This window comes from Cystobacter fuscus (assembly GCF_044360685.1).
GTDB lineage: Bacteria > Myxococcota > Myxococcia > Myxococcales > Myxococcaceae > Cystobacter > Cystobacter fuscus_C.
Window position 1 is genome coordinate 4,148,104 of record NZ_CP043491.1, and the last position, 23,749, is coordinate 4,171,852.

20 protein-coding genes and 1 pseudogene are annotated in these 23,749 nt (G+C 68.5%); 18 read left to right on the forward strand and 3 right to left on the reverse strand.

Annotated elements, in window-relative coordinates; translation table 11 throughout:
- Positions 1-11: 11 nt before the first annotated feature.
- From F0U63_RS17065 to F0U63_RS17150, 18 genes are all read left to right on the forward strand, one after another.
- A complete protein-coding gene (locus F0U63_RS17065; RefSeq protein ID WP_395846980.1) occupies positions 12-1,205 on the forward strand; it encodes a DUF4388 domain-containing protein in 1,194 nt (397 codons plus the stop codon).
- Positions 1,206-1,310: 105 nt separating this feature from the next.
- The gene (locus F0U63_RS17070; protein ID WP_395846981.1) at positions 1,311-2,381 is read left to right on the forward strand and encodes a PhoH family protein; all 1,071 of its coding nucleotides are present in this window, start codon (positions 1,311-1,313) and stop codon (positions 2,379-2,381) included.
- A gap of 103 nt (positions 2,382-2,484) precedes the next feature.
- Positions 2,485-4,980 (forward strand): HD family phosphohydrolase, encoded by a 2,496-nt coding sequence (locus tag F0U63_RS17075; RefSeq protein ID WP_395846982.1) that lies wholly within the window; start codon positions 2,485-2,487, stop codon positions 4,978-4,980.
- A gap of 25 nt (positions 4,981-5,005) precedes the next feature.
- Positions 5,006-5,851: an rRNA maturation RNase YbeY gene (gene ybeY / locus F0U63_RS17080; protein WP_395846983.1), complete on the forward strand. Its 846-nt coding sequence runs from the start codon at positions 5,006-5,008 to the stop codon at positions 5,849-5,851.
- Positions 5,852-5,898: 47 nt separating this feature from the next.
- Positions 5,899-7,209: a DUF4105 domain-containing protein gene (locus F0U63_RS17085; protein WP_395846984.1), complete on the forward strand. Its 1,311-nt coding sequence runs from the start codon at positions 5,899-5,901 to the stop codon at positions 7,207-7,209.
- Positions 7,210-7,227: 18 nt separating this feature from the next.
- Positions 7,228-8,347, forward strand: a protein-coding gene (prfB, locus tag F0U63_RS17090; protein WP_395846985.1) for a peptide chain release factor 2 whose coding sequence is annotated in 2 segments (ribosomal slippage) — positions 7,228-7,296 and positions 7,298-8,347 — 1,119 coding nt in all. Because the reading frame shifts where the segments join, the coding sequence is not laid out codon by codon here.
- A gap of 112 nt (positions 8,348-8,459) precedes the next feature.
- Positions 8,460-9,062, forward strand: a complete 603-nt coding sequence (locus F0U63_RS17095) for a sigma-70 family RNA polymerase sigma factor (protein WP_395846986.1) — start codon at positions 8,460-8,462, stop codon at positions 9,060-9,062.
- Positions 9,063-9,088: 26 nt separating this feature from the next.
- Positions 9,089-9,442 carry an anti-sigma factor family protein gene (locus F0U63_RS17100; protein WP_395846987.1) on the forward strand — a complete coding sequence of 118 codons (354 nt, stop codon included), beginning with the start codon at positions 9,089-9,091 and terminating at the stop codon, positions 9,440-9,442.
- Between the two features lie 76 nt (positions 9,443-9,518).
- Positions 9,519-11,063, forward strand: a complete 1,545-nt coding sequence (gene lysS / locus F0U63_RS17105) for a lysine--tRNA ligase (protein ID WP_395846988.1) — start codon at positions 9,519-9,521, stop codon at positions 11,061-11,063.
- Between the two features lie 12 nt (positions 11,064-11,075).
- The gene (locus F0U63_RS17110; RefSeq protein WP_395846989.1) at positions 11,076-13,445 is read left to right on the forward strand and encodes an FtsX-like permease family protein; all 2,370 of its coding nucleotides are present in this window, start codon (positions 11,076-11,078) and stop codon (positions 13,443-13,445) included.
- Positions 13,446-13,450: 5 nt separating this feature from the next.
- Positions 13,451-14,125, forward strand: a complete 675-nt coding sequence (locus F0U63_RS17115) for an ABC transporter ATP-binding protein (RefSeq protein ID WP_395846990.1) — start codon at positions 13,451-13,453, stop codon at positions 14,123-14,125.
- 152 nt (positions 14,126-14,277) lie between these two features.
- Positions 14,278-16,623 carry an outer membrane protein assembly factor BamA gene (bamA, locus tag F0U63_RS17120; RefSeq protein WP_395846991.1) on the forward strand — a complete coding sequence of 782 codons (2,346 nt, stop codon included), beginning with the start codon at positions 14,278-14,280 and terminating at the stop codon, positions 16,621-16,623.
- Between the two features lie 101 nt (positions 16,624-16,724).
- Positions 16,725-17,288, forward strand: a complete 564-nt coding sequence (locus F0U63_RS17125) for an OmpH family outer membrane protein (RefSeq protein ID WP_395846992.1) — start codon at positions 16,725-16,727, stop codon at positions 17,286-17,288.
- A 14-nt stretch (positions 17,289-17,302) separates the two neighbouring features.
- Entirely contained in the window at positions 17,303-18,367 is a 1,065-nt protein-coding gene (gene lpxD / locus F0U63_RS17130; RefSeq protein ID WP_395846993.1) for a UDP-3-O-(3-hydroxymyristoyl)glucosamine N-acyltransferase, read from the forward strand.
- Positions 18,364-18,834 carry a 3-hydroxyacyl-ACP dehydratase FabZ gene (gene fabZ, locus F0U63_RS17135; protein ID WP_342745522.1) on the forward strand — a complete coding sequence of 157 codons (471 nt, stop codon included), beginning with the start codon at positions 18,364-18,366 and terminating at the stop codon, positions 18,832-18,834. Before lpxD ends, fabZ begins: the two co-directional genes overlap by 4 nt.
- 18 nt (positions 18,835-18,852) lie before the next feature.
- Positions 18,853-19,629 carry an acyl-ACP--UDP-N-acetylglucosamine O-acyltransferase gene (gene lpxA, locus F0U63_RS17140; protein ID WP_395846994.1) on the forward strand — a complete coding sequence of 259 codons (777 nt, stop codon included), beginning with the start codon at positions 18,853-18,855 and terminating at the stop codon, positions 19,627-19,629.
- Between the two features lie 8 nt (positions 19,630-19,637).
- Positions 19,638-20,441, forward strand: a complete 804-nt coding sequence (locus F0U63_RS17145; RefSeq protein WP_395846995.1) for an LpxI family protein — start codon at positions 19,638-19,640, stop codon at positions 20,439-20,441.
- Between the two features lie 226 nt (positions 20,442-20,667).
- Positions 20,668-21,114 carry a hypothetical protein gene (locus tag F0U63_RS17150; protein WP_395846996.1) on the forward strand — a complete coding sequence of 149 codons (447 nt, stop codon included), beginning with the start codon at positions 20,668-20,670 and terminating at the stop codon, positions 21,112-21,114.
- Positions 21,115-21,131: 17 nt separating this feature from the next.
- Here the strand turns inward: F0U63_RS17150 and F0U63_RS17155 are convergent.
- The 3 genes and pseudogenes from F0U63_RS17155 to lpxB form a co-directional block, all read right to left on the reverse strand.
- A pseudogene (locus F0U63_RS17155) lies at positions 21,132-21,758 on the reverse strand (MarC family protein); the annotation flags it as partial.
- Between the two features lie 9 nt (positions 21,759-21,767).
- Positions 21,768-22,472, reverse strand: a complete 705-nt coding sequence (locus tag F0U63_RS17160; RefSeq protein ID WP_395848378.1) for a polyprenol monophosphomannose synthase — start codon at positions 22,470-22,472, stop codon at positions 21,768-21,770.
- Between the two features lie 37 nt (positions 22,473-22,509).
- Positions 22,510-23,661 carry a lipid-A-disaccharide synthase gene (gene lpxB / locus F0U63_RS17165; RefSeq protein WP_395846997.1) on the reverse strand — a complete coding sequence of 384 codons (1,152 nt, stop codon included), beginning with the start codon at positions 23,659-23,661 and terminating at the stop codon, positions 22,510-22,512.
- Positions 23,662-23,749 lie beyond the last annotated feature (88 nt).

Consider the following 23,749-nt stretch of genomic DNA (forward strand, 5'->3'; position numbering starts at 1 on the left):
CCGGAACGACGATGGCGCTCACGGGAACCCTCAAGGACTTCGGCATCGCGGACATCCTGCAGCTCATCGGGCAGCAGCAGAAGACCGGGGTGCTCTACCTCAAGAGCAAGGATCAGGACGTCCAGGTCTTCATCCGGGACGGCAACATCGTGCGTGCCGAGAGTGTCACGCGCAAGAAGAAGGATCTGCTGGGCAACATGCTGGTGAGCGCCGAGCTCATCACGCCCCAGCAGCTCGAGAGCGCGCTGGAGATCCAGAAGCGCACCCTCAAGCGGCTCGGCGACGTGCTCACCTCCACGGGCGCCATCTCCGCGGAGAAGCTCAAGCAGATGATGCGGCTGCAGGTGACGGAGTCGCTCTACGGCCTCTTCTCCTGGAAGGCGGGCGACTACGAGTTCAAGCAGGAGGACAGCGTCCAGATAGATCAGGACGATCTCGCGCCGCTGCGCGCCGAGAGCGTGCTCATGGAAGGCTTCCGGATGGTGGATGAGTGGCCCCACCTGCGCAAGAAGCTCTCCAACGAGGCCACCACCTTCGAGAAGCTCAAGGAGCTGCCGCCGCAGAAGGCCCAGGAGAAGGAGGACGACTTCGACGCGTCCTTCGACGATGCCTTCTCCGAGGAGAAGAAGGACGAGAACAAGGGCGAGTTCAAGTCCATCGGCAGCACCGAGCGCCGGGTGTACAGCCTCATCGGCCCGGGGCGCGACGTGCGCAAGCTGGTGGATCTGAGCTGCCTGGGCGAGTTCGAGACCTGGAAGGCGCTCGTCAACCTGCTCAACCTCGACTACATCCGGGCCCTGCCACCCTCGGGGCTCTCGAGCCTGTCGTCGTCCGCGCGGGGCGGGGATCTGCTCGTGCGGCTGGGCGGCATGGTGGCGCGCGCCGCGGTCACCCTCCTGGTGATCGCCGCGCTGGGCTTCGTCGCCTCGCGGCTGCGGCCGGACACGTGGGACTTGCAGGGCGCGTCGGCCTCCTCGTTCTCGGACCCGGCCGCCCAGCGCCTGGTGTCTCGTGCCCAACAGGTGCGAATCGAGGCCGCGCTGGAGGTGTTCCGGCTCGAAAAGGGCAACCTCCCCGAACGACTGGACTCCCTGGTGGAAGTGGGTCTGCTGCGAAACGAGGACCTGCGCTACCCGTGGAGGGATGATTACTATTACCGTCGTACGTCGGACCGTCAGTTCATCCTCCTGCCCCCCTTGCGCTAGGTGGGCTGCTCGCTGCTGAGCAACACCGGAGGCTGGAAGTCGTGATCGAGGCCGTTACTGAAGTGAGGTTGAAAGCCGAGACCCGTGCTCATGGGATGGGATGAATTGCGAAACCCCGCCACTGTAGAGGCCCAAGAAGTCAGCCCCACCTCCGCCAAGGTGGATGTCCGCGACAACGCGACGACCCTGGCGCTGTGTGGCAACCAGAACGAGAACCTCAAGCTCATGGAGCGCCGCCTCGGTGTCCGCGTGGGACAGCGGGGGACGGAACTGCACCTGTCGGGACCGGCGGATGCCGTGGCCTTCACGGTGAAGCTGGTGGAGAGCCTCGAGGGGATGATCCGGGCCGGCCGCGCCATCTACCGCGAGGACGTGGAGCAGGCCATCAAGGTGATGGGTCGCGGAGGCGTCGAGTCGCTCCAGGACGTGATGCTCGGGCCCGTGCTCAAGAGCTCGGGCAACAAGCAGATCGCGCCCAAGAGCCTCGCGCAGAAGCGCTACGTGGACGCCATCCGCGCCAACGACATCGTCTTCGGCATCGGCCCCGCGGGCACGGGCAAGACGTACCTGGCCATGGCCATGGCGGTCTCCTATCTGCTCGACAGGAAGGTCAAGCGCATCGTCCTGGCGCGTCCGGCGGTGGAGGCCGGTGAGAAGCTGGGCTTCCTGCCCGGGGATCTGGCGGAGAAAGTCAACCCCTACCTGCGCCCGCTCTACGACGCGCTCCACGACATGATGCCCATCGAGCGCGCCACGAGCTTCATCGAGCAGGGCGTGGTGGAAGTGGCGCCGCTGGCCTTCATGCGCGGCCGCACGCTCAACGACTCCTTCGTCATCCTCGACGAGGCGCAGAACACCACCGTCGAGCAGATGAAGATGTTCCTCACGCGCCTGGGCTACAACAGCAAGGCGGTCATCACCGGTGACGTGACGCAGGTGGACCTGCCGGTGGGCCGGATGAGCGGCCTGCACCACGCGCGCTCCATCCTGCGCAACATCGAGGGCCTCTGCATCTCCGAGTTCACCGACGTGGACGTGGTGCGCCACCCGCTGGTGCAGGAGGTCATCCGCGCCTACGAGCGCTTCGACGCCGCCCAGCAGGCCGCCAAGGCGCTCAAGCACGCGGAGCAGATGGCCCCGGCGCATCCCTCCAGCGAGGAGCCGTCCTCCTCGTGAGGCAGCTCGCCGAGTGGTGGGGCGGGGGAGCGGTTGGCAAGCAACATGCCGCTCCCGCCTTGCTTGAAGTCTCCGCCCCGCCTCCCATAGGTTGATGCCCGCCATGGCCGAACCGGAATCGCCGCCCCCCGGACCCAGTCCGCTGGACGCCTTGTCTCGTCGTTTCCGGCTCGGCCCCGAATGGGGCCGGCGCCTGACGAACCTGCTGTTGCTGGCGGTGGTGTCGGTCGCGGCCGGCTTCGTCATCTCCCCGGGCCTCTACAGCCAGCAGATCCCCGCCCTCACCGAGGAGAACCTGGGCCGGCCCTTCCGGACGAATGCTCCGGCGGGGTTCAAGGCCGGGCGGGACTACGACATCCTCCACGAGGCGATGACCGAGAAGCGGCGCCAGGAGGCCCGCGCCGCGGTCCGCCCGGTGTACGACCTGAGCCCGGGGGTGGTCTCGGAGCTGCGCACCGCCGTGAGCGGCGCCTTCTCCGACATGCGCCGGCGTCTGGCGGAGAAGGACGCCGCCGCGCCGCCCGCGCCCGTGGACTCCACCGAGACGCGCAAGGCGCGCAAGCCGCCCGCGCCGACGGCGGAGGAGCGCGAGCGTCAACGCCAGGAGCTGGAGGCGCTGCGCGAGAGCTTCCTGGTGCTGCTCTTCGGGCGCCGGGACGCGCAGATCGACGCGGACGACTTCCAGGCGCTCACCGCGGGGCGCTTCTCCGAGAACCTGGAGGCGGCCACGCTGTTGCTCGTGGAGCGGGCCTACGGCTTCTCCGAGCCCCTGCCGGTGTACATCGCCCCCTCGCGCGAGGAGCTCGCGCGCGAGGGCCCCCAGGGCATCACCGTGAGGGACTTGCGCCACAATGGCGAGCAGACCCTGGCGATCACGGCGCCCACCCTGGTGGACCTGCGCGAGACCTATACGGAGATGGAGCGCTTCGCCTCCGTTCCGGGCAACCTCCTGCCGGACTCCCCCGTCGTGCAGCGCCGGGCGGTGCTGCGGCTGGCCAAGCGGCTGGTGCGGCCCAGCCTCAGCATCAACCTGGCGGAGACGGACGCCCGGAGGCGCCTGGCGGCGGCGGCGGTGAAGGACGCCGTCATCTCCATCAAGAAGGGCCAGCGCGTCATCGGCGACGGGGAGCTGGTCAACGAGACGCACCTGGTGGCCATCCGGGGCATGCGCGCGCAGACGGACCGGTTGGATCTGGTTCAGCTGCAGGTGGGCGGCACGGGGCTCGTGGCGCTGCTCATCTCCGCCACGTACCTCTTCTGCCGGGCGGCCTTCCGGCGCTTCCGGCCCACGCGCAAGGACGCGCTGCTCCTGGGTCTGCTGCTGGTGTCGATGCTGGGCCTGGCGCAGCTCTGGGTGTCCATCGCGGACGCGGTGCAGGATCGCTACGCGGCGCTGCCCCTGGAGGCCTTCTACTACGCCTTCCCGGTGGCGGCCGGAGCCATGCTGGTGCGCTTCGTCCTCTCCGAGGAGCTGGCGCTCTTCTTCGCGCTCGTGCTCGCGTGCCTGTGCGGCGTGATGCTGGGCAACTCGCTGTCCTTTGGCATCTACGCGCTGGTGGGCGCCCTGGTGGCGGCCGACAGCATCACCCGCGCCAAGGATCGCGTGGGCATCTTCAAGGCGGGCCTCGTCACCGGCGTGGCCAACCTGCTGGCGGTCCTCTTCCTCTTCCTGGCCGAGGGCAAGGGGCTCACCCCCGACACCCTCATCACCGCCGTGTTCGCCTTCCTGGGCACGACGCTGGCGGTGCCCGTGGTGGTGCTGGCGCTCACGCCGCTCATCGAGTCCGTGTTCGGCTATGCGTCGGACCTGAAGCTGCTGGAGCTGGCCAACTTGAACCACCCCGCGCTCAAGGAGCTCATCGTCCAGGCGCCGGGCACCTACCACCACTCCATCATCATCGGCACGCTGGTGGAGAACGCCGCGGAGGACATCGGCGCCAATCCGCTGCTGGCGCGCTCGTGCGCCTACTACCACGACATCGGCAAGGGCCGGAATCCGCTCTACTTCGGGGAGAACCAGAAGGGCGACAACCGGCACGATGGGCTCGCCCCGGCGATGAGCGCCGTCATCATCAAGCGCCACGTCACCGAGGGCCTGGAGATGGCGCGCCAGTACCGCCTGCCCAAGCTGGTGGCGGACGCCATTCCCCAGCACCACGGCACCCGGCTGGTGGGCTACTTCTTCCACAAGGCCCTCAAGGAGCAGGAGGGCAAGGAAGGCGCGCCTCCGCTCGACGAGAGCATCTTCCGCTACCCGGGTCCCAAGCCCCAGTTCCGCGAGGCCGCCCTGGTGATGATCGCCGACGCGGTCGAGGCCTCCACGCGCTCGCTGCCGGATCCCACCTCGGCGCGGCTGCAAGCGCAGGTGCAGAAGATGATCAACCTCATCTTCTCCGAGGGGCAGCTGGATGAGTGCGATCTGACACTTCGGGATTTGAACCTCATCTCGCAGTCCTTCCTGCACACGCTCGAGGGCATCTATCATGCGCGTCCCGAGTATCCGGCCGGTGCACTGCAGGCGGGCCCCAAGGGCTCGCTGATGGTGGCGCCGGCGGCGAAACAGGAAGACAAGGCGCGTCCGGTGGGCACGGGTACCTGAGGCGTCTGGCGGGAGGAGGGCGAACGTGAAGCTGCGCAAGGGGAAGGTGATTCCCCGCGACGATGGGAAGCGCATTGAGGAGTTCGTGGGCGCGGCGACGACGGGCACCGACGCGGTGTCGGTGGCGCGCATGCTGGCGCCGCCGGGCTGGAGCGAGCCCGCGCAGAAGCCCGAGTTCGACGAGGTGGTCATCGTCCTCAAGGGCGAGCTGACGCTCGTGGTGGACGGCCGGCGCCAGCTCATCGAGGAAGGGGAGATGGGCCTGGTGCCCCGGGGCCGCCGGGTGGTGTACCGCAACGATGGGCAGGGCGCGTGCGACTACTACTCGGTCTGCGCGCCGGCCTTCCGGGTGGAGCTGGCCAACATCGAGCAGGCCGAGGAGGAGCCCCAGGAGAACCGGGTGACGGTGCAGGTGGCGCATCCCCAGGGCAAGCGCTTCGCGAAGCAGGTGACGGAGCTGGCCGAGACGTTCCTGGAGAAGCTGGAGCTGTCCGGGTGCGAGCTGTCCATCTCCCTGGTGGGCGACCATGCCATCCGCCGGCTCAACCGCACCTGGCGCAAGAAGGACAAGGCGACGGACGTGCTGAGCTTCCCCGCGGGCGAGGCGCCCAAGGGCACGCCCGGGCCGAGGCAGCTCGGCGACGTGGTCATCTCCCTGGACACGGCGAAGCTCCAGGCCCGGGAGTACGAGCGCACCCTGGAGGAGGAGGTGGCGCGCTACCTGGCGCACGGCCTCCTGCACCTGCTGGGGCACGACCACGAGCGGCCCAAGGACGCGCAGAAGATGGCGCGCGCCGAGGAGCGCCTGCTGGGCGCCAGCGGCATGGTGGGCGACGCGGTGGCTCCCCGGGCTCGCAAGCTCATGACGTGAGACGGAGACGGGTTGAGTCGGGCGGCGCGCGTGATAGGTAGGTGCGAATGTCCCGCCTCGCCTCCTCGATGCTCTGCCTGCTCGGCCTGTTGCTGACCGCCCTTCCGGCGTCCGCTCAGGAGCTGCCTCCCTGGGGAACCGGGGAGAGCCGGGGCGAGGACTTGACCGTCTATCTGGTCACCTTCGGGCCCGGCGACGACGTGCCGTCCTGGTTCGGCCACGGCTCGCTCGTGGTGGAGGACCAGAAGCTGCGCCAGTCGCGCCTCTACAACTACGGCATGTTCTCCTTCGACGAGCGCATGCTCCTGCGCTACGCGATGGGGCGGCTCGAGTTCTGGGTGGACGACGCGAGCCCCGCGGCCACGTTCCGCTTCTACCGCTCGCTCAACCGGGACGTGCGGCTGCAGGAGCTGAACCTGACGCCCGCGCAGAAGGTGGAGCTGGGCCGGCTGCTGGCGGAGAACGTGCTGCCCCAGAACCGCGAGTACCTCTACCACCACTACAACGACAACTGCGTGACGCGGCTGCGCGATGCGCTCGACAAGGTGCTGGGAGGTCAGCTGCACGCCGCGGCGAGCGGCCCCGGGCGGATGACGCTGCGCGAGCAAACGCGCCGCTACACCGACGTGGGCCCGCCCATGAGCCTGCTGCTCGACTTCCTGATGAACGACGAGATCGACAAGCCCGCCACGCGCTGGCAGGAGGCGTTCCTGCCCGACGAGCTGGAGCGGCAGGTGGCGGAGGCCCAGGTGAAAGGGGAGGACGGACAGCTCCACCCGCTGGTGGCCCGGGCCTTCACCCTCTACGCGGCGCAGGGCCGTCCGGTGACTCCCGCGCATCCGCCGAACTACGCCCCGGTCCTGTTGTTGCTGGGGCTGGTGCTGGGCGGCATCGCGGTGGGGCTGGCCCTGTGGGAGCGGCGCACGGGGGGGCGGGTGCCCCGCATCCTGCTCGGCCTGCAGAACGTCCTGGTGGGCCTGGTGGTGGGCATTCCGGGGCTCGCGCTGTTCATCATGTGGCTGGGCACGGACCACACGGTGACGTACCGCAACGAGAACCTGTTCCTGGCCAACCCGCTCACCGTGCTGGCGCTGCCCCTGGGCTTCATGTGGATGCGCGGCTCGCCGCGGGCGCGCGAGTGGATGTGGCGGTTGTGGGTGGTGCTCGCGGCCCTGGGCGTGCTGGGGCTGGTGCTCAAGGCGCTGCCCCTGTTCGATCAAGACAACTGGCGCCTCATCGCGCTGCTCCTGCCCGTGTCGGTGGGCATGGCGGGTGCGATGACGCTGGGGCGCTCCAGGGTGGCGGTGGGACAGGAGTCCCGGCCCCTGGCGCCCACCCTGAAGGCTTCTGGCAACTGACTGGTAGGAGGACACAACATGGCGAACGACTCGATGGAGAAAATCGGCGGGCTTCGCGAGCGTCTGATGGCGCTCAGGGGGCATCTTTGACCTCGATCGCAAGAGGTCCCGCATCGCGCTGATCGAGCGCGAATCCACGCTGCCCACGTTCTGGGACGACAACACCAAGGCCCAGGCGATGCTCAAGGAGAAGGCCACGCTCGAGTCGAGCGTTGGGGCCTTCGAGAAGGCGCTCCGGGGCCTGGACGACGCGCAGACGCTGCTGGAGCTGGCGGCGGAGATGAACGACCCGGCCAGCGCCAAGGAGGCCGAGGACTCGCTCGGCGCCGTCGAGGCGGACATCGCCAAGCTGGAGCTGGCGCGGATGCTCTCCGGCGAGCAGGACCGGTCCTACTGCTTCATGGACATCAACGCGGGCGCGGGCGGCACGGACTCCATGGACTGGGCCGCCATGCTCATGCGCATGTACACGCGCTACTGCGAGCAGCGCGGCTGGAAGGTGGAGATCAACGACTCGCAGGAGGGCGAGGAAGCCGGCTTCAAGAACGTCTCGCTGCGCATCGAGGGCGAGTACGCCTACGGCTACCTCAAGGCGGAGGTGGGGGTGCACCGGCTGGTGCGCATCAGTCCCTTCGACGCCAACGCGCGCCGGCAGACGGCGTTCGCCTCGGTGGACGTGTACCCGGAGGTGGATGACTCCATCCAGATCGACATCCCGGAGAAGGACATCGAGCTGAAGTTCATCCGGGGTGGTGGCGCCGGCGGTCAGAAGGTCAACAAGACCTCGTCCACGGCGCAGCTGCGCCACCTGCCCACCGGCATCATCATCACCTGCCAGACGGAGCGCTCGCAGTCGGCCAACAAGGACATGGCGTTCAAGATCCTCCGCGGCCGCCTCTACGAGCTGGAGATGAAGCGGCGCGAGGCGGAGCGGGACGCCGCCGAGGCGCAGAAGAAGGACATCTCCTTCGGCTCGCAGATCCGCTCGTACGTGCTGGCGCCCTACCGCATGGTGAAGGACCTGCGCACGGGCGTGGAAACGGGCAACGTGGACGCGGTGTTGGATGGAGAGCTGGAGCAGTTCGTCACCGCCCAGTTGATGGGGGTGAAGAACCCCAACCGCGCGGCCCCCGAGTAGCCCCTCGCCACCGAGGTGGGGAACCTTTCCGCGGCCTCGTTGTCCAAGGCCGCGGGGAGGGAGGGGGAGTGGGGTGGAGCCGTGCGCGGGACAGGCCGCGGGGAGGTCACCGGTGTCTGCGAGCGAAGTGCTCGGGAGTCAGGACGTGGAGACGCCGGAGCGCCTGCTGCTGGCGCGGCTGCGGCGTGGCGAGCCCGAGGCCTTCGAGGCGCTGGTGCGCGAGCACCAGGACCGGCTCTACGACTTCTGCGTGCGGATGCTCGCGGACCCGGAAGAGGCGTATGACGTGGTGCAGGAGGTCTTCGTGAGCGCCCACCAGCACCTGGCGCGCTTCCGGGAGGACTCCAAGCTGTCCACGTGGTTGTTCCGGATTGGAAAGAACCACTGCCTCAACCGGCTGAAGTACCTCAAGCGCCGGGGCCGGGGCCGCTCGGACGAATACGGCGAGCAGAGCGAGGGCGCGCTGGCGCGGGCGCTGGGCTCGCCCCCGGGGCCCGACGAGGCCCTGGAGGCCGCGCGCGAGCAGGCGCGGGTACAGTGGGCCATCTCCCAGCTCGAGCCGGACGCGCGCATGCTGGTGGCGCTCCGGGACATCGAGGGCCTGTCATACGAGGAAATCGTCGACATCACCGAGCTACCGTTGGGAACCGTGAAAAGCCGGCTCCACCGGGCCCGGGAGAAGTTGGCGGATGTGTTGGGGCGGCTTGAGGAATGAACGGTTTTCAGTGGAGACTTCGGGATATGCCAGCGCAGCTCAGCCACCGGGAGACCCGGGCCCTGTTCATCGCCTTCGCCGATGAGGAGCTTCCCGCCGACACGGCGCGTGAAGTGCGCTCCCACCTGGACACCTGTGGCGAGTGCCAGCAGGGGTGGCAGGCCTATTCGAGCACCGTGCTCCGGTTGCGCCAGGCACCGCGGCACAAGGCGCCGCCGGCGCTGGCCTCGCAGGTGCTGGCACGGGTGAAGCGCCAGCGCCGCTCCGGCCTGCGCGGGTTGAACCTCATGCACGCGCACTACCGGCTGCCCGTGGAGATCCTCATTCCCGTGCTGCTCGCGGCCGCGGTGGCGGCCTACCTGATCGTGTCTTCTTCCTGAAAGAAGGGGCGGCTGCGTCCATTGATTGCGTCCCGGGGTGCGCTTGGCTAGCGTGCCGCGCCCTCACGGGATGCCCATGTCCGACACGCCAGAGAACAAGACCGCCGAAGTAGACCTCGGGTCCAAGGAGCAGGAAATCTACGCGCAGCGCCTCGACAAGGCGCGCAAGTGGAAGGACTCCGGCTTCAACCCCTACGGCAATGGGTACCGGCCCCAGCACCTGGCCGCCGACATCCTCGCCCGTCACGACAAGCAGACCACCGAGGAGATCGAGCAGGCCGGGCCTGTCGCCTACGACGTGGCGGGCCGCATCGTGGCCGTGCGCAGCTTCGGCAAGGCCGCCTTCGTGAAGCTGCGCGACCGCTCCGGGGAGATCCAGGCCCACCTGAAGAAGGACGCGCTCGGGGACGCCTACGAGCTGTTCAAGCTGTGCGACCTGGGCGACTTCGTGGCGGTGCAGGGCACGCTCTTCCGCTCGAAGACGGGCGAGCTGACCCTGTCGGCGACGAAGTTCCTGCCGCTCACCAAGTCCCTGCGCCCCCTGCCCGAGAAGTGGCATGGCCTGTCGGACGTGGAGACGCGCTACCGCCAGCGCTACCTGGACCTCGTGTCCAACCCCGAGGTCAAGCAGACCTTCCTCAAGCGCAACAAGCTCATCCGCTACATCCGCGAGTTCCTCGACGGGCGCGACTTCATCGAGGTGGAGACGCCGATGATGCACCCGCTGGTGTCCGGCGCGGCGGCGCGTCCGTTCATCACGCACCACAACGCGCTCGACATCGATCTGTACATGCGCATCGCGCCGGAGCTCTACCTCAAGCGTCTGGTGGTGGGCGGCATCGAGCGCGTGTACGAGATCAACCGCAACTTCCGCAACGAGGGCATCAGCACCCGGCACAACCCCGAGTTCACGATGCTGGAGTTCTACCAGGCCTACGCCACGTTCGAGGACCTGATGGATCTCACCGAGGAGATGCTCTCGGGGGCGGCCAAGGCGGTGACGGGGGACACGAAGGTCACCTACCAGGGGCACGTGCTGGACTTCGGCAAGGGCTGGAAGCGCATCCCCATGACGGAGGCCATCCGCGAGGCGGTGCCCTCCTTGAGCGACAAGGACATGGCGGACCCGGACCGGCTGCGGCACGAGCTGCTGTCCAAGGCCCAGGGCGAGGCGGATCGCCGCGCCATCCAGACCATGCACCACGGGGAGCTGGTGGGCGCGCTCTTCGAGCACCACGTGGAGAGCACCCTGGTGCACCCCACGTTCATCACCCAGTACCCCACGGCGGTCAGCCCCCTGGCGCGCCGCAATGATCAGAACCCGGACTTCACCGATCGCTTCGAGCTGTTCGTCGCGGGCCGGGAGATCGGCAACGCCTTCTCCGAGCTCAACGATCCCATCGACCAGAAGGAACGCTTCCTCTCCCAGCTGGAGGCCAAGCAGCGCGGCCAGCAGGAGACGATGGACTACGACGAGGACTACATCCGCGCACTCGAGCACGGCATGCCGCCCACGGCGGGTGAGGGCATCGGGATTGATCGCGTCACCATGTTGTTCACCGACGCGCCGTCGATCCGCGACGTCATTCTCTTCCCCCTCCTCAAGCCGCTTGCGAAGTAGGCAGGAACCCCTGTGAACGCCGAACGGCAGACCGTCTACCGCTGGAGCCTCATCTGGAGCGGCGTCCTCGTGGCGCTCGTGGGCGTCGTGCTGCTCGGCGTGGCCATTGGCCGCGTGGACGCGTGGGCGCGGGTCGCCTCGGTGCTGGGGCTGTCCGCCCTGGGCTGGGGCGGGCTCGTGCAGACGATCAACGCGATTGGCCTGGTGGCGGTGCAGTCCTCCGTGCCCTCCTCGGTGGGGCTGGTGGGCACCGAGTACCTCGTCATCGGGTCCGCCGCGTGGATCGTGGGCTGGGTGCTCATCGCCAGCGGCATCCGCCGGGCCCCGGAATCCACCGAGGGACCCAGCCCGGCCGCGGGCGCGGTGCTCTATCCCCGGCTGGCGCAGTACCGGGACTTCTACTGGAGCACGTTGGGCGCCTACGGCGGCGGCATGCTGCTGTCGGAGCTGGTGCTCATCCTGCTGCAGACGTTCCTGTCGAGCGGCGGTGGGGCGAGCGGGGGAGGGCAGGGCGGTCTGGCTCCGCCGATCGCCTTCGCGGTGTCGCTCATCGTCGCCTCGCTCGTGGCGTTCGCGTGCGGCTTCGTGGGGGCGGCGCGGGCGCGGCGGCTCGCCCTGCCCGAGGCCACCATCGGGGTCATCTACCTCGGTCTGCCCGTGCCCATCGGCCTGACGCTGATGGAGCAGTTGCCGGACCTCCAGGTGTCGCTGGGCTACCGGCTGCGCGAAGTGACGTACGTGGCGGACATGCTCGGCCGCCCGGTGGTGGGCTATTGGCTGGTGTTCTCGTTGCTGGTGCTCATGCTGGTGCTGGGCATCAACACGGGCTTCATCGCCGCGGGCAGCGGGCGCATGGATCTGCGGCTGCGCTTCGAGCTGTTCGTCGCCCGGCGCCACGTGGGGGTGTTCCGCCCCTCGCTCGTGTTCGGCACGCTGGCGGTGCTCCTGTTCGGCATCGTCCCGCCGCTCATCATCTACGGCATCATCCGCTCGGTGGAGGCGGCCGTGGAGCGCACGCGCATCCGCGCCCTGGGCTTGAAGGATCCGCTCGCCGCCGCCTCCGCGCTCAACCGCCTGAAGCTGCGCGAGCAGTCGCCCACCATGATGATGACGGCGCTCTCGGTGGGCGGCGTGGGCGTGGGAGTCATGGCGCTCATCATCGTCCTGTCGGTGATGAGCGGCTTCGAGGAGGACCTGCAGAACAAGATTCTCGGCGCGCACTCGCACGTGGTGGTGTCGAAGTACGCGGGCCACCTGTCCGAGTACAAGCGGCTGATGGAGCAGATCGCCAAGGTGCCCGGCGTGGCGGGCCAGACGCCCTCCATCGACAACCCGGTGATGGTGCTCGCCGAGGACGAGGTGCAGGGCATCGTGCTCAAGGGGATTGATCCGGAGACCGTGGGCTCGGTGCTGGACCTGCGCCGGAACATGCTGCCCGGGGGCGATCTGGACAACCTGGAGACCCCCGAGAAGATCGCTCCCCGGCGCTCGCTGGGCCTGGGCTCGAAGCCCTCCGGCCAGGACGAGGAGGAGGACGAGGAGGTCGATCCCATCATTGGGAAGACGACCCGGAGCACCGAGCAGAAGGTGCTGCCGGGCATCATCCTCGGCCGGGAGCTGGCCACCATCCTGCGCGTGGTGGTGGGAGACCGGGTGAACGTCATCTCGCCCCAGGGCGCGGAGCTGGGCCCCGCGGGCCTCATCCCCAAGAGCCGCGCCTTCCGCGTGGCGGGCATCTTCTACTCGGGCATGTACGAGTACGACGCCAAGTTCGCCTACATCCTGCTGGCCGAGGCCCAGAAGCTCTTCAACACCACGGGCCCCACGGGCATCGAGTTGAAGGTGGCGGACGTGGACGACGCGCGGCGCATCGCCACGCAGGTGTCGCGCGAGCTGGGGGGCTATCCCTACCGCGCCCGGGACTGGGGGGAGATCCACCGCAACATCTTCTCCGCGCTCCGGCTGGAGAAGCTGGTGATGGGCATCATCCTGTCCATCATCATCATCGTGGCCGCGGGCCTCATCGTGGCCACGGTCATCATGCTCGTGCTGGAGAAGCGCAAGGAGATCGCCGTGCTCAAGGCCCTGGGCGTCTCCGACGGCGGCATCGTGAAGATCTTCCTCGCCGAGGGCCTCCAGATTGGCGTGGCCGGAGGCCTGCTCGGGCTCTTCTCGGGGCTGGCGTGGTGCTACTTCATCCTGAAGGTGGGCATCAAACTGGACCCGTCCGTCTATTACATCCCCAACCTGCCGGTGAAGATCGAGCCGGTGCAGACGGCGCTCGCGGTGGTCATCGCGGTGCTGGTCACCTATCTGGCGTCCATCTATCCCGCGCTCAAGGCGAGCAGCGTGGAGCCGGTGGAAGGCCTCAAGGCGGAGTGAGGACGATGGCACTGCTCTCCATCCGCGACGTCTTCAAGAGCTACTTCCTGCACGGCAAGCGCATCGACGTGCTGCGCGGCGTCTCCCTGGACATCGACAAGGGGGAGATGGTGAGCCTCATCGGCGCGTCCGGCGCGGGCAAGAGCACGTTCCTGCACGTGCTGGGCACGCTGGACATGCCCGCCGCGGGCGAGCTGCTCTTCGAGGGCAAGAGCGTCTTCGCCATGAACGACGCGGAGATCGCCGACTTCCGCAACCGCACCATCGGCTTCGTCTTCCAGAGCCACTACCTGCTGCCCGAGTTCACCGCGTTGGAGAACGTGGCCATGCCGGCGCTCATCCAGCGCCGGGAGCGGGCGCCCACCTATGCCTACGCGCGGGAGTTGCTCGAGCGGGTGGGCCTGGGCTCCCGGGTGGATCACCGGCCCGGGGAGCTGTCCGGCGGTGAGGCGCAGCGCGTGGCCCTGGCGCGCGCCCTGGTGCTCAAGCCGGCGGTGCTGCTCGCCGACGAGCCCACGGGCAACCTGGACCCCGCCACCGGCGAGGGCATCCACCAGCTCTTGCGCGAGGTGAACCGGGATCTGGGCATCACCGCCGTGGTGGTGACCCACAACGAGACCCTGGCGCGCTCCATGCCCCGGCGGTTGCGGCTGATGGCCGGCCAGGTAACCGAAGCATGAGGCCTTCCGGACCCCCGTCCGGCGCTTTCTCATTGAGACCCGCTGATTTCCTCCCATAGATTGCCCCGCCCTTTACCGGCCGACTTCTCTTGAGGCTCCCCGTTCTTCCGCTCAGGTTCCTTCTCCCGCTCCTCGCCGCCGCATGGTCGGTGATGCCCGGTCGCGTGCTCGCGCAGACGAACACGGATGCGCCTCCCGCGACCTCCGCCCCCCGAAGCGCCGATGCTCCAGTCGATCCCGACCGGCAGGTGCGTGAGGACGAGGTCACCGACATCCGCGTCGAGGGCAATCGCCGCGTCGAGGCCGAGGCCATCCGCCGCGCCCTGCGCACCCAGGTGGGCACGGATCTCGACACGTCCCGCAGCGCCGAGGATCTCCGGGCCATCTGGGCCCTCGGCTACTTCAGCGACGTGCAGTTGCTCGTGCAGCGCCTGCCCGCCGGCGGCGTCATCTACGTGGTGCGCGTGCAGGAGCGCCCGTCCATCCGCTCGGTGAAACTCGCCGGCAACGAGGAGATCAGCCAGGACGACCTCAAGGAGTCCATCGAGGTCAAGCCCCTCACCATCCTGGACATGGACACGGTGCGCAGCACCCAGAAGAAGATCCAGGAGAAGTACATCGAGAAGGGCTACTTCCTGGCCGAGGTGTCCCACAAGATCGAGCCCGTGGCGGGTGGCCAGGTCGACGTGGTCTTCACCGTCGACGAGAACTCGAAGGTGATGGTGAAGGACATCGTCATCCTGGGCGCGGAGAAGATTCCCGCCTCCCAGCTCAAGGACGTGATGCTCACCAAGCAGGGCGGCTACCTGTCGTTCCTCACGAGCGAGGGCACCTACCGCGAGGAGGTCTTCCAGCGCGACCTGCAGGTCATCCAGGCCACCTACTACGACGAGGGCTTCATCAACGTCCGGGTGGACAAGCCCAACGTGTCGCTGTCGGCCGACAAGCGCGACATCTACATCACCCTCCGGGTGACCGAGGGCGAGCGCTACGACATCGGCAAGATCGACTTCTCCGGCGACCTGGTGGTGCCCAAGGAGGAGCTGGCGCGCCTGATGAGCACGAACTCCGGCGAGCACTTCAGCCGCTCGAAGCTCGGCACGGACATCCAGGCCCTCACCGACGTCTACTACGACCGGGGCTACGCCTACGCCAACATCAACCCCGTCACCAACATCAACGCCGACCAGCGCACGGTGGACCTGACCTTCGACGTGCAGCAGGGTCCCCAGGTCACCATCGAGCGCATCGAGGTGGTGGGCAACACGAAGACGCGCGACAAGGTCATCCGCCGCGAGCTGCGCGTCTACGAGGGCGAGCTCTACAGTGGCACCGGCGTGCGCCGCAGCAAGGAGCGCGTGACGGCGCTCGGCTTCTTCGAGACGGTGGAGGTCAACCAGAAGCCCGGCTCGCGCGGGGACTCCATCGTCCTGACGGTGGAGGTGAAGGAGAAGGCGACCGGCACCTTCCAGGTGGGCCTGGGCTTCTCCAACGTGGAGGACTTCATCTTCACGGCCCAGGTGTCGCAGAACAACTTCCTCGGCTGGGGCCAGAGCGTGTCCGCCTCGGCGCAGATTTCCAGTCTGCGCTCGCTCGTGCAGCTGTCGTTCTTCGATCCGTACTTCCTGGACACCAACTACATCTTCTCCGCGGACTTCTTCCGCGTGGAGTCCAACTACGTCGACTTCGACCGCCGCTCCACGGGTGGCAACATCGGCCTGGGCTACCAGATCGTCGAGGACCTGCTCGTCAACGTGGGCTACTCGCAGGAGCACGTGAGTGTCTCCGCCCTGTCGAGCATTGGCGGCGTGCTGCTGGCCAACCGCTTCCTCAGTGGCGTGACGAGCTCGGCGCGCCTGTCCGTCACCTACGACAAGCGCAACAACCGCCTCTTCCCCTCCCAGGGCTTCATCCACTACGGCTCGGTGGAGTACGCGCCGAGCTTCCTCGGCGGCTCGTTCCTCTTCGCGCGCTACAGCGCCTACTCGCGCCTGTACTTCCCGCTGCCCTTGGGCGCCGTCTTCAAGACCAACGCCACCGTGGGCTACATCCAGTCGCTGGACAGCCAGCGGCCACTGCCCATCTCCGAGCTCTACTACCTGGGCGGTATCAACTCGATGCGCGGCTACGCGCTGCGCACCATCAGCCCCTCGCTGCTCGCGCCCAACTCCGCCTCGCCCGACGCCACCATCCAATCCATCAACGTGGGCGGCAACAAGCAGTTCATCCTCAACGTGGAGCTGGAGTTCCCCATCTTCGAGAAGGCCGGCATCCGCGGCGTGGTCTTCTACGACGCGGGCAACGCCTATGCCTCCAACGAGCGCTTCTTCGAGGATAAGCAGAACAAGCTGCCCCTGGGCCTGTTCCACTCGGTGGGCTTCGGCTTCCGGTGGTTCTCGCCGGTCGGTCCCTTGCGCTTCGAGTGGGGAATCCCGCTCACGAAGCGTCCGGATGATCAGCCCATCCTCTTCGAGTTTACGATCGGCAATTTCTTCTGATAGGTCGTCCGTCCGCTCTGTTCCCGGCCTTCCGGGGCCGTTGAACAGAGAAACCGGCGGGACGTCGAACTTTCCAAACTTCCCCCGAGGAGCTGTCGCACATGTCGCTTCGAAGCAAACTGTCCGTCCTGGCCATCACCGCGATGCTCGCGGTCCCCACGCTGGCCGCCGCCGAAACCAAGATGGGCTACGTGGATTACCAGCGCGTCATGCTCGAGGTGGATGACGGCAAGGCCGCCAAGGCCCGTCTCCAGAAGTGGCTGGAGGCCCGCCAGAAGGAGATCGACTCCGAGCAGGAGGCCCTGCGCAAGGAGAAGGAGACCCTGGACAAGCAGGCGAGCGCGATGAGCGAGGAGACGCGCGTCCAGAAGGCCACCGACCTGCAGAAGAAGGTCTACGACCTGGCCCAGAAGTGGGAGAAGAGCCGCGGTGAGGCCGCCGAGCGCGAGCGCAAGGAGATGGAGCCGATCATCGCGAGGATCGACGACGTCATCAAGAACATCGCCGACCGCGAGGGCCTGGGCATGGTCTTCGAGAAGCGCGACTCCGGCCTGGTGTTCGCCCTGAGCCAGTACGACCTGACCAACGAGGTCATCCGCTCGTACAACAGTGGCAAGGGCAAGGCGAAGGACGCCCCGGTCGCCAAGGACGCGCCCAAGAAGTAGGCCTCGCTCTCCTCGTGCATACTCTCAAGCCCCGCCGGCTCGGGGAGCTCGCCGCCCATGTGGGGGGTGAGCTCCTCGGTGACGCCGGCCTCGTGATTACCGGACTCAATGGGCTCGTCGAGGCACTGCCTGGCGAGCTCTCCTTCTATGGCAACCCGCGCTACCGCCGGCAGTACGACGCCACCCGGGCGTCGGCCGTGCTGGTGGGCCGGGATGCCGAGCCACGCGAGCACGTCTCGCTGGTGCGTGTGTCCAATCCGCACCTGGCCTTCGCCCAGATTTCCCAGCTCTTCCACCCGCGGCCCACCTACGAGGCGGGCGTGCGGCCCGGCGCCCACGTGCACCCCGAGGCCAGCGTGCACCCGGACGCCACGGTGATGGCCGGAGCCACGGTGGACAAGGGCGCGCGGGTGGGGGCTCGTGCGGTGCTCTTCCCCGGAGCGTACGTGGGGGAGGCGGCGGAGGTGGGTGAGGACAGCGTGCTCTACCCCAACGTCACCGTGCGCGAGCACTGCCAGGTGGGCGCGCGCGTCATCCTCCACGCCTCGTGCGTGGTGGGGGCGGACGGCTTCGGCTTCGCCTTCAACCCCGAGGGCGCCCTGGGCCCGGAGCACTACAAGATTCCCCAGGCGGGCATCGTGCGCATCGAGGACGATGTCGAGGTGGGCGCCTGCACCACCATCGACCGGGCGACGCTCGGCGAGACGGTCATCGGCCGCGGCACGAAGATCGACAACCTGGTGCAGATCGCCCACAACGTGAAGGTGGGCCCGCTGTCGCTCTTGTGCGCGCAGGCGGGCGTGTCCGGCTCGTCGGAGCTGGGCACGGGCGTGGTGCTGGCGGGGCAGGTGGGCGTGGTGGGCCACATCCGCGTGGGCGACATGGCCAAGGTCGGGGCCCAGTCGGGCGTGGCGCAGGACGTGGAAGATGGACAGGTGGTGAGCGGCACCCCGGCCATGCCCCATCGCGAGTGGCTGCGGACGTCGGCCGCGCTCGGCCAGTTGACCGAGCTGCTCAAGGAAGTGCGCACCCTGCGGCGCAGGGTGGAGATGCTCGAGAAAAAGGAGAAGGGCGGATGATGGACATCCAGGAGATCCAGGCGCTGCTGCCCCACCGGTATCCGTTCCTCCTGGTGGACCGGGTGGTGGAAATCGTTCCTGGCCAGAAGATCGTGGCCTTCAAGAACGTCACCATGAACGAGCCCTTCTTCAACGGCCATTTCCCGGGCCACCCGGTGATGCCGGGCGTGCTCATCCTGGAGGCGCTCGCCCAGGCGTCGGCCATCCTCGCCTACAAGACGGAGAACATGGACCCCTCGCGGTCGGTCTCCTACTTGATGAGCGTGGACGGAGCGCGCTTCCGCAAGCCCGTGGTGCCCGGAGACCGGTTGCAGCTCAACGTCGAGGTGCTGCGTCACAAGGGCGCGGTGTGGAAGACGAAGGGAACGGCCACGGTTGACGGAGCGAAGGTGGCCGAGGGCGAGTTCCTCGCCACCGTCGTGGACAAGGACAAGAAGTCGGGCGGCTCCACCGCCGAGGCGTCCTGACAGGACGAGGGAGACACCATGGCGCAGGTTCACCCCACGGCGGTGGTCCACCCGGATGCCCGCCTCCACGACACCGTGGAGGTGGGTCCCTACTCCATCATTGGTGGCAAGGTGACGATTGGCGCGGGCACGAAGGTGGGTGCCCACGTCGTCATCGATGGCCGCACCACGCTCGGCGAGCGCAACCGCATCTCTCCCTTCGCCTCCGTGGGGGGTGTGCCGCAGGATCTCAAATACGCGGGCGAGGACACCCAGCTCATCATCGGCAACGGCAACCAGATCCGTGAGTCCACCACGCTCAACATCGGCACGGTGGGCGGGGGTGGGGTGACGCGCGTAGGCGACAACAACATCTTCATGGCCTGCAGCCACGTGGCCCACGACTGCGTGGTGGGCAGTGGCTGCGTGGTCGCCAACAGCGTGGCGCTCGCCGGACACGTGGTGGTGGAGGACTTCGTCATCCTCGGTGGGCTGTCCGCGGTGCACCAGTTCACCCGGGTGGGCAAGCACGCCTTCATCTCGGGCGGCGCCATGGTGACCATGGACGTGCCGCCCTACTGCACGGCGCAGGGGGACCGGGCGGAGCTGTCCGGCCTGAACGTGATCGGCCTGCAGCGCCATGGCTTCAGCGAGGAGCAGGTGGCCCGCATCAAGGAGGCCTACCGGATCCTCTTCCGCTCGAAGCTGGTGCTGACGGAGGCGGTGGCCCGGCTGAAGGCGGAGCTGGGCGGCCAGGCGGAGATCGACTACCTGGTGGACTTCATTGCCCAGAGCAAGCGCGGCCTGACGCGCTGACGCCCACCGTGGAACGCATTGGCCTCATCGCGGGCAACGGCCGTCTGCCCTTCCTCTTCGCCAGCGCGGCCCGGGCCCAGGGCCTGGAAGTGGTGGCGGTCGCCCACCGGGGCGAGACGGATCCGGCGCTGGCCTCCGAGGTCGCCTCCCTGACGTGGGTGCGGCTGGGGCAGGTGGACCGCATGCTGCGCGCCTTCCGCGACGCGGGCGTCACCCGGGCGGCGATGGCCGGGGGCATTGGCCGGGTGCGCGCCTTCACCGAGGCCCGGCCGGACCTGGGCGCGGTGCGCATCCTCTCGCGCCTGCGCAGCGTGCGCGATGATGCCCTGCTGCGCGCGGTGGCGGACTACTTCGAGTCCCACGGCGTCACCATCGTGGCGCCCACGGACTGGTTGGCGCAGGCCCTGTGTCCCGCGGGGCACCTCGCCGGACCCGCCCTGAACGCGGTCCAGGAGAAGGACGTGGCGCTGGGGCGCGAGGTGGCCACGCTGCTCGGACAGGCGGACGTGGGCCAGACGGTGGTGGTGCGCCAGGGCCACGTGCTGGCGCTCGAGGCGGTGGAAGGCACCGACGAGGCCATCCGCCGGGGCGCGAAGTACGGCGGCGCGGGCGCCGTGGTGGTCAAGCGCTGCAAGCCCGGGCAGGACCTGCGCTTCGATCTGCCCGCCGTCGGCCCCCGCACCCTGGACGTCATGAAGGAAGTGGGGGCCACCGTGCTGGCGTTGGAAGTGGGGAAGACGGTGCTGCTGGACGCACCCGAACTCTTCCGGAAGGCCGACACCGCGCGCATTTCCCTGGTGGGCGTGCCCTGAGGGGCTGGTTGGCCTCTCGCTCCCGGAGAAAGTCGGGGAGCGGATGGTCTCTCGTTCCGGGGTAGGGAATGTTCGAGCCCGAAGGATCTGTTACGAACATCACCGCCGCGAAGGAGCCGGCTTCGCGTTGCACGGCACCCGGGTGCTCACCAGGGTGCCTTCCTCTCGAAGTCCCCCCGTCTTCCGCCGCGATGGCGGACGGTGCCGCCCCAAGGAGAACCCACGGATGAAGCGACTCGTGCTCCCCGCCCTGCTCGCCCTTGCCTTCCCTGGTTGCATGCACGCGCCAGCCCCCGCCACCGCGGCCCCCGAAAACGAGGCGACCAAGTGCGAACTCGTCCAGACCCTGGTGCGTGAGCAGCTCCCGCAGCAGATCCTCTCCGGCCTGGAGGCCGACGGGCATGACGGGCCCACCCAGGTGCTCGTCTTCGTCCAGGACGCCGACGAGAACGTGCTCGAGCGCCTGTTCTCGGGAGAGCCCTCGTGTGGGGGTCCCAACTTCAAGGTGGTCCGGGAGATTACCCGTGAGGCGCTGGTGCTCTTCCTCCAGCGCCAGGGCGAGGGCTACGTCTACGACGCGCAGCGCGCGGCGCCCAACCGGATGTCGCTGGGCGGCAAGGCCAAGGGCGCGGTGATGAAGCGCTCGGGCGTCTGGGCGGCATCCAGCATCTGAGATGCCGCGGGGTGCTCGCGCAGCAGATCCTTGCCGCCATCCGCGATGAACTGCACCGCGATGGCCGCGAGGATGAGCCCCATGACGCGCTCGAGGATGGCCACGCCGGACTGGCGCAGCACGCGCTGCACGAGGCTGGCGGCGCGCAGGATGAAGTAGCTCGTCACGAAGGTGATGAGGATGGCCAGCAGCACGGGCACGGCGGACACGAGCCGGTTGCCGCCACGGGCCATCAGCACCACGGCGGTGGCGATGGCGCCGGGACCCGCGAGCAGGGGCATCGCCAGGGGCACCAGCGCCACGTCCTCCTTCACCACGCCTTCCTGGGTCTCGGACGGGGTGGTGCGCGTCTCCGAGGGGCGCGCCCGGAGCATGTCCAGGGCGGTGATGAGCAGCAGGATGCCGCCGGCCACCCGGAAGGCGCCCAGCGACACGCCGAACACCTTGAAGATGACGCCGCCAAAGAGGGCGAAGAAGAGCATCAGCGCGCACGCCACGAGGCACGCGCGCCGCGCCGTGCTGCGGATCTTCTCCTGCGAGTCCCCCGCGGTCATCGCCAGGAAGATGGGCACCAGGCCCACCGGATCGACGACGAAGAGCATCGCGGGCAGTGCCACGATGAACAGCGAGAACTGTTCGGACATGCGCCCCTCCTACACCGTGAGACGCAGCTTCCACACCATCGTCAGCGCCTCGACGAAGATGCGCCGGCTCATCTTGGACTGCCCGACCCGGCGATCCTCGAAGACGATGGGCACTTCCTTCACCGTGAAGCCCTGCTTGAGGGTGCGGTAGGTGAGCTCGATCTGAAAGGCGTAGCCGGTGCTCTGCACGGCGTTCAGAGCGATGGACTCGAGCACCCGGCGGTGGAAGCACTTGAAGCCGCCGGTGAGGTCGCGGATGTCCACCCCGAGGATGCTCCGCGCGTAGAGCGAGCCGCCCTGGCTGATGAGTTGCCGGCCCACGCCCCAGTTGACGGTGCCGCCGCCGTGCACGTAGCGCGAGCCCAGCACCAGGTCCACGCCGGCCTGGGCCGTGTCCAGGATGGTGGGCAGGTAGCGCGGATCGTGGCTGAAGTCCGCGTCCATCTCCAGGATGTACGTGTAGCCCCAGTCGAGCGCCTGCCGGAAGGCATGGAGGTAGGCGCGCCCCAGTCCCTGCTTCTTCTCGCGGTGGAGCACGCGGATGCGCGGCTCCTTCGCCGCCAGCTCGTCGGCCAGCTTCCCCGTGCCATCCGGGGAGTTGTCGTCGACGACGAGGATGTCCACCCGCGGCTCGGCCTCCAACACCGCGCGGGTGATGGGCTCGAGGTTGTCCCGCTCGTTGTAGGTAGGGATGCAGACCAGCGCTGGATTCATCGCGCGGCGGGACATAGCAGAGCGCTCGGGCGCGCTCCTAGACTTTCGCCGCGGGCAGCAACTCCAGCACCGACTCGGCGGCGCGCGTGGCGGCCCCGGACTCGCCCAGGCGCGTGCGCACCTCTTCGAGCCCCCGGAGCATCTCGTCGCGCGGCGCGCCCGGCACCCACAGGCGGCGGATCTCCCCGGCGATGCGCTCGGGTGTCATGTCCGCCTGGAGCAGCTCGGGCACCACCCGGCGGTTGGCCAGCAGGTTGACGAGCGCCACGTGCGCCACCTTCAGCATCATCCGGCCCACGAGGTAGGTGAGCAGCGACACGCGGTAGACCACCACCAGGGGCCGCTGCATCAACCCGGCCTCCAGCGCCGCCGTCCCCGAGGCGACGATGGCCGCGTCGCTGGCGCCCACCACCTCGGGGGCCCGGCCCTCCACGAGGATGGGCCGCACGCCGCTGCCCTCGAAGCGGGAGAGGATCTCCTCGCGGGCGATCGTGGGCGCCACGGGCACCACCACCTGGAGGCCGGGACGCTCGGCGGCCAGCGTCCTCGCCGCGCCCACCATGGCGGGCAGGATGCGGCGGATCTCACTCATGCGGCTGCCGGGCAGCAGCGCCAGGGTGGGCGCCTCGGAGGGCAGACCGAGCTTCTGGCGGAAGGCGGGGGCACTGGCGGGGGCGGGCACCTGCTCCACCACGGGGCTGCCCACGTAGCGCGCGGCGACGCCGGCTTCCCGGTAGAAGTCCTCCTCGAAGGGGAGGATGCAGAGCATGCGGTCCACGAGCCGGGCGATCGTCTTCACCCGGCCCCGGCGCCAGGCCCAGATCATCGGCGACACGTAGTAGGCCACCGGGATGCCGAGCTTCTTGAGCCGCGCGGCGAGCCGGAGGTTGAAGTCGGGGATGTCCACGAGGATGGCGCAGGCGGGGCGGCGCTCGGCGGCGGCCCGGGCGAGGCCCTTCATCACCTGGAGGATGCGTGGAATCTTGGGCAGCACCTCGGTGATGCCCATGACATTGACTTCATGGGCGCCGTAGAGCAGCTCCACGCCCTGGGCGGCGAGGCGCGAGCCTCCCATGCCGAAGAAGGACAGGTCCGGGCGGCGCGCGCGCAGGGCGGCGACGAGTTCGGCGGCATGGGCGTCACCGGACGCCTCGCCGGCCACGACGAGAATCTGGGGGGCGGAGGACAAGGGGCGCGCATCCTACCTGATGCGCCGAACCCGGCCAGGGTGTGCTTGCTTCCGTGGAGGGCGGCCGAGCGGTCCGTTGGCGGTGGAA